This is a genomic window from Rhizobium sp. 57MFTsu3.2, from assembly GCF_012932765.1.
Classification (GTDB): domain Bacteria; phylum Pseudomonadota; class Alphaproteobacteria; order Rhizobiales; family Rhizobiaceae; genus Rhizobium; species Rhizobium altiplani.
On the sequence record NZ_JDWI01000001.1, the window covers coordinates 420,896 to 434,956 of the forward strand.

Here is a 14,061-nt window from a genome sequence, read left to right on the forward strand (position 1 = left end):
CCGAAAAAGACGGGACCGCCGCGGCCGGCGATCCCGTTTGCAATGCCTCAACTGTCGTGAGCGACGTGTCGCTCAGACATTGCCCATGCAGAGATACTTCATCTCCAGATAGTCATCGGCACCGTGGCGCGAGCCTTCGCGGCCGAGGCCAGACTGCTTGATGCCGCCGAAGGGTGCCGTTTCCGTCGACATCAGGCCGGTATTGATTCCGACCATGCCGTATTCCAGCGCCTCTGCGACACGCCAGACCTTTTTCAGGTCGCCGGCGAAGAAGTAGGCGGCGAGGCCGAACTCGGTGTCGTTGGCCTGGGCGATCACATCCTCGACCGTATCGAAGCGGAAGAGCGGCGCGACGGGACCGAACGTTTCTTCGCGCGCGACCTTCATCTCGCGGGTGACGCCGGTGAGCACGGTCGGTGTGAAGAAGGTGCCGGCACCCTCGACGCGCTTGCCGCCCGTCAGAATCCTCGCTCCCCTCGAAACAGCATCTGCAACGTGGCTCTCCACTTTGGATAGGCCCTGCTCGTCGATCAACGGGCCGATCGTCACGCCAGCCTTGAAACCGTCACCGACGGCCATCGTCTCGACTTTGGCCGCAAGTTTGGCGGCGAAGGCATCATAGACTCCTGACTGGACATAAAGGCGGTTTGCGCAGACGCAGGTCTGGCCGGCATTGCGATACTTGGACGCCAGAGCGCCCTCGACCGCTGCGTCCAGATCCGCATCGTCAAAGACGATGAAGGGCGCGTTGCCGCCAAGCTCGAGGCTGATCTTCTTGATCTGATCGGCGCACTGGCGCATCAGAATGCGGCCGACCTCCGTCGATCCGGTGAAGCTGATCTTGCGCACCTTGTCGTTGCCGCAAAGCTCCTTGCCGATTGCCGGGCCGTCTTCTCCGACGATGACGTTGAAGACGCCGGCCGGAATACCGGCCTGCTCGGCGAGAACGGCAAGTGCCAGCGCCGACAGCGGCGTCTGCTCGGCAGGCTTTGAGACGACCGCGCAGCCGACAGCCAGCGCCGGGGCGATCTTGCGAGTGATCATCGCGGCCGGAAAATTCCAAGGCGTGATCGTGCCGACGACGCCAACCGGCTGCTTGATGACGATCATGCGCTTGTCGCTCGACGGCGCAGGGATTGTCTCGCCATAGATGCGTTTGGCCTCTTCCGCATACCATTCGACATAGGCTGCAGCGTAAAGGATCTCGCCGCGGGCCTCGGGGAAAGGCTTGCCCATTTCAGCGGTCAGGATGGCGGCCAGTTCATCGGCATGAGCGACCATCAGGTCATGCCATTTGCGCAGAATCCCGGCGCGCTCCTTTGCGGGCCGCGCGGCCCAGGCCGGCTGAGCAGCGTAGGCGGCGTCGATTGCTTCCCGCGTCTCGGCAGCCCCCATGTCGGGCAGCGAGGCGAGAACCTCGCCGGTGGCAGGATTGAGGACGTCAAAGGTCTTGGTCGCGCCGCCGGCCGTCCAGCTACCGTTGATATAGCCGGCATCGCGCAGGAACGGCGAGGAAAAGGGAACGTGTTTTGTCAATGCAGTCGTGAATGCCATGTCATGTAACTCCAGGCAAAGAAGGGCTGGCCCTACTTACCGCTTGCTTCGAGGATCGATGCTTCCAAAATGTCGAGCGCTTCGCCAAAGACACTATCCTGGATCGTGATCGGGGCGAGGAAACGGATGACGTTTCCATGCACGCCGCACGTCAGCAGGATCAGGCCTTTCTCAAGCGCAATCAGGCGAACCTTGTTGGCGAAATCGGCGCTCGGCAGCTTCGTCGTCTTGTCGTTGAACTCGACAGCGTTCATGAAACCCGGACCGCGGATATCGACGATTTCTGGCACCTTTTCGCGCAGTGATTCCAGGCGCTGCTTCAACCGGTTGCCAAGCTGATTGGCGCGATCGCAGAGATCTTCGTCCTTGATGACGTCGAGGACTGCGTGAGCCGCAGCGATGCCAAGAGGATTGCCGCCATAGGTACCGCCGAGACCGCCCGGTCCGGGCGCATCCATGATCTCGGCACGACCCGTGACGGCGGCCAGCGGGAATCCACCAGCGAGGCTCTTTGCCATCGTCATCAGGTCGGGTGCGACCTCATGATGATCCATCGCGAACATCTTGCCGGTACGAGCAAAGCCGGTCTGCACCTCATCGGCGATCAGGAGGATGCCGTGTTGGTCGCAGAGTTCGCGCAGCGCCTTCATGAAGGCGACCGGCGCCGGGTAGAAACCACCCTCGCCCTGAACTGGCTCGATAATGATGGCGGCAACGCGCTGCGGATCGACATCGGCGGCAAACAGCTTCTTCAGCGCGGCCAGCGACTGATCCGGCGTCACGCCATGCAGCTCGACCGGGAACGGGACATGGAAGACATCGCCCGGCATTGCGCCGAAACCGACCTTGTAGGGCACGACCTTGCCGGTCAGCGCCATACCCATGAAGGTGCGGCCATGGAAACCGCCGCCAAAGGCAATCACGGCGGAGCGGCCGGTCGCGGCACGGGCGATCTTCACCGCATTCTCGACGGCTTCGGCACCTGTTGTGACGAAGATCGTCTTCTTCTCGAAGTTGCCGGGCGTCAGCGCATTCAAGCGCTCGGCCAGATGCACGTAACTCTCGTAAGGCACCACCTGGTGGCAGGTATGGGTGAAATGATCGAGCTGATCCTTGACGGCGGCGATCACGCGCGGGTGACGGTGACCGGTGTTGAGGACGGCAATGCCGGCCGCGAAGTCGATATAGCGTCGACCTTCCTTATCCCAGATCTCGGCATTTTCTGCGCGATCGGCATAGATCTGCGTCGTCATGCCAACGCCACGCGAGATTGCGGCATTCTTTCGGTCTGTGAGGGTGGTCGCGGCCATCGGTGCGTTCCTGCTCTGGAATGGATGAACTATCTTGCAAAACTTCGGCAAGACATGTAGAAAATTCCTACATTTTTCCTGCAAGAAATCAAGCGGCATTTGCCGCTTCAAACTGCTGTCGTTTTCAGCGATGGTCGTTCAAGAAAAATCGGGGTCGGATAAGGCCTGAAGAAGACAGACGAACCGGGATTATTTGGCTTATGAACAACGGTACGCCCGTGCGCTACAAAGTGGCGGAGGCGGCAAAATCAGCAGGCGTTTCCGCATCGACCTTGCGCCTTTGGGAAAGCCAGGGCCTCGTCGTTCCGGACCGGTCGGAAACCGGGCACCGGCAATACAGCGCCGAGGACGTCGCACGGTTAAAAAAGATAGCCTGGTATCGAACCGAGCGCGGACTCAATCCGGCCGCCATTCGCGAGGCATTGGAAAGCGAGGAACCATCTGAAAATTCGGATGCGTCTGACGCCTCGGATCTAGGTCGGCGGCTGCGCAGTCTGCGCCACGGCGCCGGCAAGACACTGGATCAGGTTGCCGGTGACGTTGGCATTGCTGCCTCGACACTGTCGACGCTCGAACGCACCTCCCAGGGGGTGAGTTTCAAGACGTTGCACGACCTTGCGGCATATTATGGCACCACGGTTTCCAGGCTTTCTGGGGAAGAGCGCGACGACATGCCCGAGGTCGTCCGCGCCGGCGCTTGGCGCACATGGCCGGAAACGACGCCAGGTGTCACGGTGCAGCTTCTGGCCGAGGGCCGCACGATGATGGATTGCCACCGTTTCGTGCTCGCACCCGGTGCGGCGAGCGAAGGCGCCTACCGACACGAAGGGGAGGAGTTCATGCACGTACTCTCCGGGAGGCTGGAGCTGGTCCTCGATTCCGATCAGTTCTTCGATCTCGGACCCGGCGATTCGCTCTATTTCGAAAGCCGTCGCTATCACTCCTGGCGCAACCGTCACGATGGCGAAACCGTCCTCATCTGGATCAATACACCGCCGACATTCTGAGCCTTGGCGGTATCGCCCGCCATGGCTTTGCGCTATAGGCCACAAGTGACAGTTCGAGTGTGAGATGAGATCGATGGCAGCCATCATACGTTACCATGAAGGTGATATTTCCGCGGCAGATGCCGCCCGCTATACCGGAGCGATTGCCATCGACACCGAAACGCTGGGCCTTGTGCCGCGCCGCGACCGGCTGTGCGTGGTGCAACTTTCACCGGGCGACGGCACGGCCGACGTGATCCGCATCGCCGCCGGGCAGAAGGAAGCGCCGAACCTCGTGGCGCTGCTTGCCAATGGGCAACAGAAGATCTTCCACTATGGCCGCTTCGACATTGCCGTCTTGTTCCACACCTTCGGCGTCACCATGCAGCCGGTGTTCTGCACCAAGATCGCCTCACGTCTCTGCCGAACCTATACCGATCGGCATGGACTGAAGGACAATCTCAAGGAAATGCTCGACGTCGATATTTCCAAGACGCAGCAATCCTCCGACTGGGCTGCCGCAACTTTGTCCCCTGCGCAGCTGGAATACGCGGCCTCTGACGTGCTTTACCTGCACGCGCTGCGCGACAAGCTGACCGAGCGGCTGGTGCGAGACGGCCGCATCGATCATGCCAACGCCTGCTTCCAATTCCTTCCGACGCGCGCCAAGCTCGATCTGCTCGGCTGGGAAGAAGCCGACATTTTCGCCCACAGCTAAGACGTTTCTGGATTTTGCACGTATTGAACCGGGCGCGGCGATGCGCGTACCGGCCATTAGTAATTCGTTAACGCCGCTTCGATAGATTATTTGCCAATTTTTATGCATTCGACGGCGCGATGGAGCGCCGCGTCAGGCAGACCGAACTGCCGGGGAATGCAACGGGCCGGATGAGCGCGGCCTTCTTGTAGCCTGCCTTCACCGCACTTTACGAAAGAAGGAGCATGACATGTTGTCTCCGGTTCGTGCAGCGTCAAATGGAAGCCTTTCCTCCCAGAGCCAGACCGCGGCCGTCAGTACCGATGGCCTGGTGCGCGCGGCCAGCGCCGTTGCTCCCGTGCATCAGATTCAGGGCGCCGATCTCAATTCTTCTGTTTCCGGCAAGCTCAGCATTCTTCTGCTAGCTGTCCGGGCGCGGATGGTCGACGCTCTTCTCGATGTGCTCAGTGCCACGAGCGAGGCGCTTGCGATCCCGCGCGAGGACGACGAAACCGACCTAGCCTTTGCCTCCCGCATGGCAGCTGCGATCGAGAAGCTGCCGCCGGCGAAGATCGAAAAAGTCGAGCGACAGCTTGCGATGCAAGGCCACGCAGTTCCGCTTCGCCTGCTTGCAGAGGCGCTCCGGAACCCGGCTGGACCGGAGGCTGCCCGCATCGCCACCTATCTTGAAACGATCCGCGACAAGGATCGCGATCTCGCCGCCCGCGCCGTGGTTCGCTCCTACGGCCAGAACGACGCCTCGCCGACGCGCCAGGAACAGCGGACGGAAATTCGCATCCATCGGGACAATCTTGCTGGGACTGCGCAGGTACCTCTGCCGACAAAGCAGGAACCGGAATCTGCACGGCCGCAGACCGCACTGGTTGCCGCGGCCCATATCGATGGCGGCGACGAGTGGACCGAACGCATCAAGAACGATGCAGTCGCTGACGAACCGATCGTCAATCCGACCGCCAAGGCGTCCGCCGAAGAAACGCTCGCGGAGCCTAATCAAGATGTGCCGGAGAGCGTGCCGCCCAGGCACGCCGCGGATCCGGCACGGGAAACCGTGCAAGCCGAGACCGCTCGGACAACGTCCAAGGGCGACCCGATCATTCCGAAGAGCTGGCCGGCGATATCAGCCTCGCTGTCGAACGATACCACGAAGCTGATCGTTACAATCATTCGGGACCAGGAAACAGAAGTGCTGCTGGAAGCCGCCGATCCCGATCCTGCGGTCGAGATCGATATCATCCTCGACGAAACGGTCCTCGCCGATCTGCCGGAAGAATTGACCACCCTGCCCGATCTGCATCCATTGCCGGAGGGCATTGCGCGCCAATCGCCCCTCATCGCGGAACAACCGGCAACCGAAGCGGCCGCAGCGGCTGCAAAAAGACACCCTGCCGCGGAACCGCCAGCACCCTTGACGGTGCAGCAGGCGATCGACGAGACCTATGCGCCGGTGCTCATGAAAATCGTCGAGGGCGTGCCGTACGCCACGCAGCCTTACGAGTTCTCGAAGGACGAGGCCGACGATAGTGGCGCCCACGCGATGTACCGCGAGGACCACAACGGCGGCGAGCCGTCGGAAGAGGAAGAGCGGCAGGGCGAGCCGTCGGACGACGACGAAACGGACATCCTGATGGACAGTGAGGCGGCTGCAGCGATTGCCGCCCGAGAAAGTCTGATCAAGGCCGGCACGCCGCCTCACCGCCCGGCGCCGGCCCTGCCAATCGCCGTGAGTGGCGACGAAGCCTATTCGCTCTACCGACGCAAGGTCGACTGGGAATAGCTCGCCATTGCAACGACAGTACAGAAACGAAGAACCCGCCGGATCGCTCCGGCGGGTTCTTTTGTTCTTCAAGCCTGCTGGCGATTATTCGCCGCCGCGGTTCTTCAGAGCCGCGCCGAGAATGTCGCCGAGCGAAGCGCCGCTGTCGGACGAACCGAACTGAGCAACAGCTTCCTTCTCTTCCGCGATTTCCAGAGCCTTGATGGACAGCATGATCTTGCGGTCCTTCTTGGAGAAGTTGGTGACGCGGGCGTCAACAACCTGGCCAACCGAGAAGCGTTCCGGACGCTGCTCGTCGCGGTCGCGTGACAGGTCTGCGCGGCGGATGAACGACGTGATGTCTTCGTGGTCGACGAGCTTCACTTCGATGCCACCGTCGTTGACTGCGATGACTTCGCAGGAAACGACTGCATTCTTGCGCAGGTCGCCCGAAGCTGCGGCTTCGCCGACAGCGTCCTTGCCGAGCTGCTTGATGCCGAGCGAGATGCGCTCCTTTTCGACGTCAACATCGAGAACGACGGCCTTAACGACGTCGCCCTTGTTGAACTCTTCGATGACCTGTTCGCCCGGACGGTTCCAGTCGAGGTCGGAGAGGTGCACCATGCCGTCAACATCGCCGTCGAGGCCGATGAACAGGCCGAATTCGGTCTTGTTCTTGACTTCGCCTTCGACTTCAGTGCCAGCCGGATGGTTGCGAGCGAATGCCGCCCACGGATTTTCCAGCGTCTGCTTGAGGCCGAGCGAAATACGGCGCTTGGACGGATCGACTTCGAGAACGACGACTTCGACTTCCTGGCTCGTGGACAGGATCTTGCCGGGGTGTACGTTCTTCTTGGTCCAGGACATTTCCGAAATGTGGATCAGGCCTTCGATGCCCGGCTCCAGCTCGACGAACGCACCGTAGTCGGTGATGTTCGTGACGGTACCGGAAATCTTCTTGCCTTCCGGATACTTGGCCTGGATGCCATCCCACGGATCCGACTCGAGCTGCTTCATGCCGAGCGAGATGCGGTGGGTTTCCTGGTTGATGCGGATGATCTGAACCTTGACCTGCTGGCCAATGGACAGGATTTCCGACGGATGGTTCACACGGCGCCATGCCATGTCGGTGACGTGCAGCAGGCCGTCAATGCCGCCGAGGTCAACGAACGCACCGTAATCGGTGATGTTCTTGACGACGCCGTCAACAACCTGGCCTTCTTCGAGGTTCTGAACGATTTCAGAACGCTGCTCGGCACGGGATTCTTCCAGAACCGTACGACGCGAAACGACGATGTTGCCGCGGCGCTTGTCCATCTTGAGGATTTCGAAGGGCTGCGGGTTGTGCATCAGCGGGGTAACGTCGCGGATCGGACGGATGTCGACCTGCGAACGCGGCAGGAAGGCAATCGCGCCGTCGAGGTCAACCGTGAAGCCGCCCTTGACCTGGTTGAAGATAACGCCTTCAACGCGCTCACCAGCTTCAAACTTGGCTTCGAGCTTGACCCAGCTTTCTTCGCGGCGAGCCTTCTCGCGCGACAGAACTGCTTCGCCAAGAGCGTTTTCGATGCGCTCGACGTAAACTTCGACTTCGTCGCCGACCTTGAGCGAGCCGTCCTTGGCCTTGGCGCCGAATTCCTTGAGTAGGATGCGACCTTCGACCTTGAGGCCGACGTCGACAACGGCAGAGTCCTTCTCGATTGCCGTTACGATGCCCTTGGTGACATAGCCTTCAGCCAGGTCGTGCTTGGCAAAGGATTCTTCGAGAAGGGCCGCGAAATCTTCGCGAGAGGGAGTAGCTACTGACATGTAATCTCCTGCATATCCGAATCCGGATACGTATGCGCCGGTTGGTTCGTGTTGAACGGGCCTGAACCCAGTCCGCTTCCTGTCGGGAAGCAATCCGGCGCTTGGACGGAATTTCAGGCTTAGTCTTCGGAAGCAGCCCAGGCAAAGCTTGGGCAAATCGCTCGAATTAGGTATTTCGGCTCAAAGCTGCATCGATGATCGATTTCGCAGCTTGAAACGCGGCCTCTATACTCATTTCCGACGTATCAAGCAAGTGCGCGTCTTCGGCTGGTTTCAAAGGGCTGTCGGCCCGTCCCATGTCGCGTTCGTCGCGGCGCTTGACGTCGTCGAAAATGGCATCGAAATCGGCAATTCCTCCCTTGCCTGTTATTTCGTCGTAGCGGCGTTTAGCCCGAACCTCGGGACTTGCCGTTACATAGAGCTTTACCGGCGCCGCCGGGCAGACGACGGTTCCGATATCACGGCCGTCGAGCACCGTTCCGGGCGCCATTTCAGAAAACCGCCGCTGCGCCTCCACCAGTGCACGCCGCACCGAAGGCATGACCGCGATCTTCGAGGCCGCCTCGCCAATCTCATGCTTCGAAAGTATATCGCGATCGAGACCGGCCAGTTCAACCTCGCGCGCCATCTTTTCTGCCACCGCCTCGTCGTCGAGCGTCAGGCCGGCATCGAGCAAAGCCTTTGCCGTCGCGCGGTAGGTCAGCCCCGTGTCGAGATGATGAAAGCCGTAGGTCTCCGCGATGCGGCGCGAGAGCGTTCCCTTTCCTGCGGCTGCGGGTCCATCGATGGCGATCGTAAACTGTTTGGAGCTCATCTGTCCGTTCATTTCTCCGCCAATCCGCCGTAGCGGCGGACGAGATCGACCATGTCTTCCCGACCGGACTCTTCACCGAGACCGGCAACAACACCTTCGCGATCAGCAACCGGTCGGTTCTGGCTGACCTTCCACTTGCCTTCAATCGCTGCAATCTCGATTTCGACGCCGATGATGCCTTTCATCTGCGCGCGGATGAAATCATCAGGCGCATCACCCACTGCCCAAGGCCTGTCGCGTGGGCCTTCCTGTTGCGTGGTGATCGCGTTGATCTGCTGAAGCAGCCAGTCCGCGTCGTCGATGACACGGGCCCTGCCCCTGACCTGTACGATCGCGTAGTTCCAGGTCGGCACGACTTTACCGGTCTCCTGCTTCGTCTGGTACCAGGATGGCGTGATGTAGGCATCGGCGCCCTGGAAGACGGCGAGCACATCCGCGCCGGCGTCGATATCGCGCCACTGCGGATTGGCCTTGGCGAGGTGAAGGCGCAAGATCCCCTTTTCGGAGGCTGCGGCATCCAGATGGAAAGGGACCGAATTCGCCATCAAGCCGGAAGCACCCGCAGTGATCAGCATGCCGAGCGGATGTGCCCGGATCAAGGCGTGCTGGACACCCAAGTCTTCCTCACGAAAATGCGGCGGCTGGTACATTTCTCGCACCTATCCCGGCAGCCGGCCACGCGCCGATCTACCCTGCAAATGAACAATCGCCGGCTCACTATCACAAATGGCGGCGCCGGTCATCTGGCGCGCATGAGCGATGCATGAAGTTTGGCTTTGACATGCCGTGCTGCAACGATTATGGGGACCGGCTTATAAATTCCGAATAGAACGCCGGGTTTCACGGCATTTGCCGAATCTTGATTCGGCCATTCTCACGAGGCTAACAGTGGCGAAAGCTGAACTTGGAACGAAGCGTACCGATCCGGAAACCGGCAAGAAGTTCTACGACCTGAACCGGGATCCGATCGTTTCTCCCTATACGGGCAAGTCCTATCCGCTCTCCTTCTTCGAGGAAACCTCTGCTGCCGCAGCGGCTGAAGCCCAGGATGAAGAGGAAGTGGCAGAAGTCGATACCGAAAGCACGGAAGTCGAACTGGTGTCGCTCGAGGACGCAGAAGAAGGCGCATCCGGCGACGAGATTCCAGATATGGGTGATGACGACGTCGAAATCGAAGGCGACGACGACGACACCTTCCTCGAAGCCGACGAAGACGACGATGACGACGACATGAGCGACATCATCGGCGTCACCGGCGACGAAGACGAAGTCTGATCGGATTAAGTCTCGGCCCGGACGAGAAAATTTCGCCGGGCCGATTTTTTTGGCTTGCTATCTCCAAAAACCGGAAGTAAGAAGCCGCCACTCCGCGAGGCAAGCGCTTCGCGAAGCATCCCAGGACCGGCCTAGCCGGACCGCCTTGATGGGGCTATAGCTCAGCTGGGAGAGCGCTTGCATGGCATGCAAGAGGTCAGCGGTTCGATCCCGCTTAGCTCCACCAAATTTCTCCCTACACGAATAACACTGGCTGTTCGACGCGTTTGGAACCACTTTCGTCTTAACGGCTGTCGCGCCCGAGGACTGTTCGCTCGCGGTCATTTCCTCATACACTGCTTTGCCAAATTTTTAGCAACTGCGGGTATGTATGGTTCCGATGCCGACTGATCGGCAGCCTGGAGCCTTGGTTCAATGACACGAGAAAGACGGCGGCGCGTCATACACACGCGCAGAACGACGACCGGCCTGGTGCTTGCCGGCGCGATTTCCTTTCTGGCGGGTATGACCGATGCGACCGGACTGGCGCTGACCGGTGATTTCGTGTCGTTCATGACGGGCAATACAACGCGCGCCGCCCTGTCGCTCGGCGGCGGCGATCTACGGCATGCGGCCATTCTACTCTCGGCGATCATGGTCTTCGTGCTTGGCAATGCGGCCGGGATCGTGATCGCGCATTTCGCGGACCGGCGCACCTTCGCCGTGCTTTCCTGCGTCAGCATCGCGCTGGCTACCGCCTCTCTCATGATGGGCGAGAGCGTGGCGATGCCGCGCTTCTATCTCATCGTCGCTTCGATGGGGATGGTGAACGCGGCCGTGGAGCAGATCGAGGGGCTGCCGATCGGGCTGACCTATGTGACCGGAGCGCTCTCGCGTTTTGGGCGTGGCCTTGGGCGCTGGATTATCGGCGACAAGCGATTGGAGTGGACGATCCAGATCGTACCGTGGGCCGGCATGTTTGCGGGCGCGGTGATGGGCGCGCTGCTCACACAGATCGCGGGTGCGGCGGCCCTGTGGGTGATTGCCGTCTTTGCGATGCTGGTTGCGCTCGCCTCTCTGCTCATCCCCAAACGCCTGCAACGTCGTTTTAACGCCACGCCACGTTCGGCGGTGCGCACGAAATGAAGTCGCAATAGAAGCCTATCGAATCAGATAGATGGCGGGCGGAAACCGCTGAAGGAAGACATCCTTGTTTCTCTTTTCAAAGCTCATCTGGATCTTCGGGCAGCCATTGTCGCTCGCTTTCCTTTTCGTCCTGTTTGCCCTGGTGACGGGCCTTGTCCGCTGGCGTGCGACAAGTCTCGTTTCCTCGGCGATTGCGGGCCTGATTTTGTTCGTCACGCTCTACACCACCGTCGGCAACTACCTTCTGCAGGGTCTCGAGGATCGGTTTGTCAAACCGCAGGATCCGGCAAGCCTGCAGTGCATGATCGTCTTGGGCGGTGCATTCGAGAACGAGGTGAATACCGCCCGCCACGGAATAGAGCTCAATGCCGGGGCCGATCGCTTCGTCGAAGCGCTGCGCCTGGCGCAGAAATTTCCGCAGACGCGAATCCTGATTTCCGGCGGCGATGGGTCGATCTCCGGCATCTACGAAGGTGACGCGGCGATATCGGCGCGCTTCTTCCCGATGTTCGGCATTGGCCGAGACCGCCTGGTCGAAGAAACGACATCGCGCACGACCTTCGAAAACGCGATGAACACCAAGGAGCTTCTGGCAAGCCAAGGTCTTTCGAACTGCCTGCTGATCACCTCCGGCTACCATATGCCGCGATCGGTCGGCATCTTCCGTAAACTTGGAATCGACGTCGTGCCGTGGCCGACGGACTACCGCACTGACGGGCGAGAAAGCCTTGGCTTCGATTTCACGCAGCCGAGCCGGAATTCCCAGAACCTGGCAACGGCAATCCGCGAATGGTTCGGGCTCGTCGGCTACTACCTCGCCGGCCGCACTTCAGAGCTCTATCCGGGCTGAACTAGCTATTTCTTGGAGATCGTCACGAACTTGGTGCCGCGCACACGGGCTGTGACGACACAAGGCTCCTTCGCCTTGTCGGCATCCGGACGATCGCAGAAACGCGGGTGCATCTTCATTGCCAGCACCATGTTGCCGAAGCGCTTCACGAAGTCATAACCGTAGACCTGGGCAGTCGCGATCATGAAATAGCCACCCTCGGCGACCTGCAGATAGAAATTATAAGTGCAGCCGTCATCATTGCACTGCGGACCCTTCTCGCCGTCGCAGGTGAGCTCACCCTCGTTGACGACGGCGTCGATCAGGCCGTCATTGTTGATATCCTGGCGGAGGACGAAGCCGTCCGAAAATTCCGCCTTGGTGCACTGCTCCTGAAAGTGCTTCTTCTCATAGACCTCCGGATCCGAGATAAGCGATTGCTGTGCGAAGGCCGCAACTGGGGCGACGAGTAGCGCGGCAAGGTTCAGAGCGATCAGGAGCGTTTTCACGAAGGGTTTCTCTTTTGGTCGAATAAGGACGCTGTTGGCCGGACAGTTTGCTTGATCCGGCTTGCGCCGCCCTTGCCGCCGTGATTCATATTCGAAAGATACGCGCCGGTTCTGGAGGACTGCATGCCGCTGTTCGTCTATGTGGATTATGCCGGCGTTGCGCTTTTTGCGGCAACAGGCGCGCTCGCGGCCTCGCGGAAACAGCTTGACCTGATCGGCTTCCTGTTCTTCTCCATCGTCACGGGGACGGGTGGCGGTACGGTGCGCGACATTGTCCTTGGCCGTGTGCCGGTGTTCTGGGTTCTGAACCCGACTTACGTCATCGTCTGCTGCGCCATCGGCGTCCTGGTGTTCTTTACCGCCCACCTCGTTGAATCGCGCTATCGCTTGCTGATCTGGCTCGATGCCGTAGGGCTGTCGGCTTACTGCGTGATGGGTGCCGCGAAGGGCCTCGCCGCCACGGGCTCGCCAACGATCGGCATCGTGACCGGGACGTTGACGGCGACCTTCGGTGGCATCCTGCGCGATCTACTGGCCAACGAGCCGTCCGTGCTGTTGCGGCCCGAAATCTACATCACGGCAGCACTGGTCGGCGGCGGCATATTTACGGCTGCGAACGCGCTCGACCTGCCGCTCTATGCGGCCTCTGCCGTCGGTGTCGTCGCGGCATTCTCAGTGCGCGGCGGCGCACTCTATTTCGGTTGGACCTTTCCGACCTACAAGGCAAAGCCCGGCCGGCATCCTGATGATGTGATGTGAAATCAGCGCCGCTTCGCGCGCAGGCGGATCACGACGTCGACGTGGGCGATTTCCAGCCCTTCCGGCGGCTCCGGCAGATTGCCGATCGTCAGATTACTGACCGGGATATCCAGCACGTCGTTTTCGCCTTCGACGAAGAAGTGATGGTGGTCGGAGACGTTGGTGTCGAAATAGGTCTTGGCGCTTTCGACCGCGAGAACGCGGATCATCCCTGCTTCGGTAAACTGGTGCAGTGTGTTGTAGACGGTCGCCAGCGACACCGGCACTCCCGCCTGCACGGCCTCCTCGTGGAGTTCCTCGACCGTCAGGTGCCGATCGCCTTTGGCGAAAAGCAGGTCACCGAGCGCGACGCGCTGGCGCGTCGGACGAAGGCCGGCGTGTCTCAGCCGTGCCTCAATGGTAAGCGGGGCCTCTGCCACCATCCGACGAACTCCGGTTTAATCTAGCGTCAAGCAATCAGGTTTCATTAGCCATATAACTTTTGCGCAAAAGCGTTTCAATAGTTTCAATGGGGACAAAGAGTGCGAAAACGCCGCAAAATCGGGCTTTTGGCGCAATTAGTGCTGGCCGGGGGCTTGGCCTTCCTGTATGCGACCACCAAATAAGGCGCGCAGCCGGTC

14 protein-coding genes and 1 tRNA gene are annotated in these 14,061 nt (G+C 60.3%); 8 read left to right on the forward strand and 7 right to left on the reverse strand.

The window, feature by feature from the left end:
• Positions 1 to 72: 72 nt before the first annotated feature.
• Positions 73 to 1,554, reverse strand: a complete 1,482-nt coding sequence (locus AF71_RS02040) for an NAD-dependent succinate-semialdehyde dehydrogenase (RefSeq protein WP_025659745.1) — start codon at positions 1,552 to 1,554, stop codon at positions 73 to 75.
• 32 nt (positions 1,555 to 1,586) lie between these two features.
• Positions 1,587 to 2,864 (reverse strand): 4-aminobutyrate--2-oxoglutarate transaminase, encoded by a 1,278-nt coding sequence (locus tag AF71_RS02045; protein ID WP_062375558.1) that lies wholly within the window; start codon positions 2,862 to 2,864, stop codon positions 1,587 to 1,589.
• A gap of 200 nt (positions 2,865 to 3,064) precedes the next feature.
• Here AF71_RS02045 and AF71_RS02050 point away from each other — a divergent pair, with 200 nt between their 5' ends.
• The 3 genes from AF71_RS02050 (at position 3,065) to AF71_RS02060 (ending at position 6,342) form a co-directional block, all read left to right on the forward strand.
• Positions 3,065 to 3,871 (forward strand): MerR family transcriptional regulator, encoded by an 807-nt coding sequence (locus tag AF71_RS02050; protein WP_169679519.1) that lies wholly within the window; start codon positions 3,065 to 3,067, stop codon positions 3,869 to 3,871.
• Between the two features lie 73 nt (positions 3,872 to 3,944).
• Entirely contained in the window at positions 3,945 to 4,568 is a 624-nt protein-coding gene (locus AF71_RS02055) for a ribonuclease D (RefSeq protein ID WP_025659742.1), read from the forward strand.
• Between the two features lie 229 nt (positions 4,569 to 4,797).
• Positions 4,798 to 6,342: a hypothetical protein gene (locus tag AF71_RS02060; protein ID WP_169679521.1), complete on the forward strand. Its 1,545-nt coding sequence runs from the start codon at positions 4,798 to 4,800 to the stop codon at positions 6,340 to 6,342.
• Between the two features lie 84 nt (positions 6,343 to 6,426).
• On the opposite strand, the gene rpsA is transcribed toward AF71_RS02060, so the two are convergent.
• From rpsA to AF71_RS02075, 3 genes are all read right to left on the reverse strand, one after another.
• Positions 6,427 to 8,130, reverse strand: coding sequence for a 30S ribosomal protein S1 (gene rpsA, locus AF71_RS02065; protein ID WP_018855368.1), 1,704 nt, complete (start codon positions 8,128 to 8,130; stop codon positions 6,427 to 6,429).
• A gap of 166 nt (positions 8,131 to 8,296) precedes the next feature.
• Positions 8,297 to 8,944, reverse strand: coding sequence for a (d)CMP kinase (cmk, locus tag AF71_RS02070; RefSeq protein WP_169679523.1), 648 nt, complete (start codon positions 8,942 to 8,944; stop codon positions 8,297 to 8,299).
• Between the two features lie 8 nt (positions 8,945 to 8,952).
• The gene (locus AF71_RS02075; protein WP_113162079.1) at positions 8,953 to 9,594 is read right to left on the reverse strand and encodes an FMN-binding negative transcriptional regulator; all 642 of its coding nucleotides are present in this window, start codon (positions 9,592 to 9,594) and stop codon (positions 8,953 to 8,955) included.
• A gap of 238 nt (positions 9,595 to 9,832) precedes the next feature.
• Here AF71_RS02075 and AF71_RS02080 point away from each other — a divergent pair, with 238 nt between their 5' ends.
• The 4 genes from AF71_RS02080 to AF71_RS02095 all read left to right on the forward strand — a co-directional run bounded on the left by AF71_RS02080 (position 9,833) and on the right by AF71_RS02095 (position 12,194).
• Entirely contained in the window at positions 9,833 to 10,219 is a 387-nt protein-coding gene (locus AF71_RS02080; protein WP_169679525.1) for a TIGR02300 family protein, read from the forward strand.
• A gap of 150 nt (positions 10,220 to 10,369) precedes the next feature.
• Positions 10,370 to 10,445 (forward strand) — tRNA-Ala (locus AF71_RS02085).
• Positions 10,446 to 10,633: 188 nt separating this feature from the next.
• Positions 10,634 to 11,344: a YoaK family protein gene (locus AF71_RS02090; protein WP_169679527.1), complete on the forward strand. Its 711-nt coding sequence runs from the start codon at positions 10,634 to 10,636 to the stop codon at positions 11,342 to 11,344.
• Positions 11,345 to 11,408: 64 nt separating this feature from the next.
• Complete coding sequence (locus tag AF71_RS02095; RefSeq protein WP_169679529.1) at positions 11,409 to 12,194, forward strand: YdcF family protein; 786 nt, start codon at positions 11,409 to 11,411, stop codon at positions 12,192 to 12,194.
• A 5-nt stretch (positions 12,195 to 12,199) separates the two neighbouring features.
• On the opposite strand, the gene AF71_RS02100 is transcribed toward AF71_RS02095, so the two are convergent.
• Positions 12,200 to 12,682 (reverse strand): hypothetical protein, encoded by a 483-nt coding sequence (locus tag AF71_RS02100; RefSeq protein WP_018855374.1) that lies wholly within the window; start codon positions 12,680 to 12,682, stop codon positions 12,200 to 12,202.
• Between the two features lie 123 nt (positions 12,683 to 12,805).
• On the opposite strand from AF71_RS02100, the gene AF71_RS02105 reads away from it, so the two are divergent.
• The gene (locus tag AF71_RS02105; protein WP_025659736.1) at positions 12,806 to 13,441 is read left to right on the forward strand and encodes a trimeric intracellular cation channel family protein; all 636 of its coding nucleotides are present in this window, start codon (positions 12,806 to 12,808) and stop codon (positions 13,439 to 13,441) included.
• 2 nt (positions 13,442 to 13,443) lie between these two features.
• Here AF71_RS02105 and irrA read toward each other — a convergent pair whose 3' ends face one another.
• Positions 13,444 to 13,863 carry an iron response transcriptional regulator IrrA gene (gene irrA, locus AF71_RS02110; protein WP_018855376.1) on the reverse strand — a complete coding sequence of 140 codons (420 nt, stop codon included), beginning with the start codon at positions 13,861 to 13,863 and terminating at the stop codon, positions 13,444 to 13,446.
• Positions 13,864 to 14,061: the final 198 nt, after the last annotated feature.

Coding starts and splice junctions, on each gene's coding strand:
- AF71_RS02105 (WP_025659736.1), top strand. CDS start 12,806: ATGCCGCTGTTCGTCTATGTGGATTATGCCGGCGTTGCGCTTTTTGCG.
- AF71_RS02075 (WP_113162079.1), bottom strand. CDS start 9,594: ATGTACCAGCCGCCGCATTTTCGTGAGGAAGACTTGGGTGTCCAGCAC.
- AF71_RS02090 (WP_169679527.1), top strand. CDS start 10,634: ATGACACGAGAAAGACGGCGGCGCGTCATACACACGCGCAGAACGACG.
- AF71_RS02060 (WP_169679521.1), top strand. CDS start 4,798: ATGTTGTCTCCGGTTCGTGCAGCGTCAAATGGAAGCCTTTCCTCCCAG.
- irrA (WP_018855376.1), bottom strand. CDS start 13,863: ATGGTGGCAGAGGCCCCGCTTACCATTGAGGCACGGCTGAGACACGCC.
- cmk (WP_169679523.1), bottom strand. CDS start 8,944: ATGAGCTCCAAACAGTTTACGATCGCCATCGATGGACCCGCAGCCGCA.
- AF71_RS02050 (WP_169679519.1), top strand. CDS start 3,065: ATGAACAACGGTACGCCCGTGCGCTACAAAGTGGCGGAGGCGGCAAAA.
- AF71_RS02045 (WP_062375558.1), bottom strand. CDS start 2,864: ATGGCCGCGACCACCCTCACAGACCGAAAGAATGCCGCAATCTCGCGT.
- AF71_RS02040 (WP_025659745.1), bottom strand. CDS start 1,554: ATGGCATTCACGACTGCATTGACAAAACACGTTCCCTTTTCCTCGCCG.
- rpsA (WP_018855368.1), bottom strand. CDS start 8,130: ATGTCAGTAGCTACTCCCTCTCGCGAAGATTTCGCGGCCCTTCTCGAA.
- AF71_RS02055 (WP_025659742.1), top strand. CDS start 3,945: ATGGCAGCCATCATACGTTACCATGAAGGTGATATTTCCGCGGCAGAT.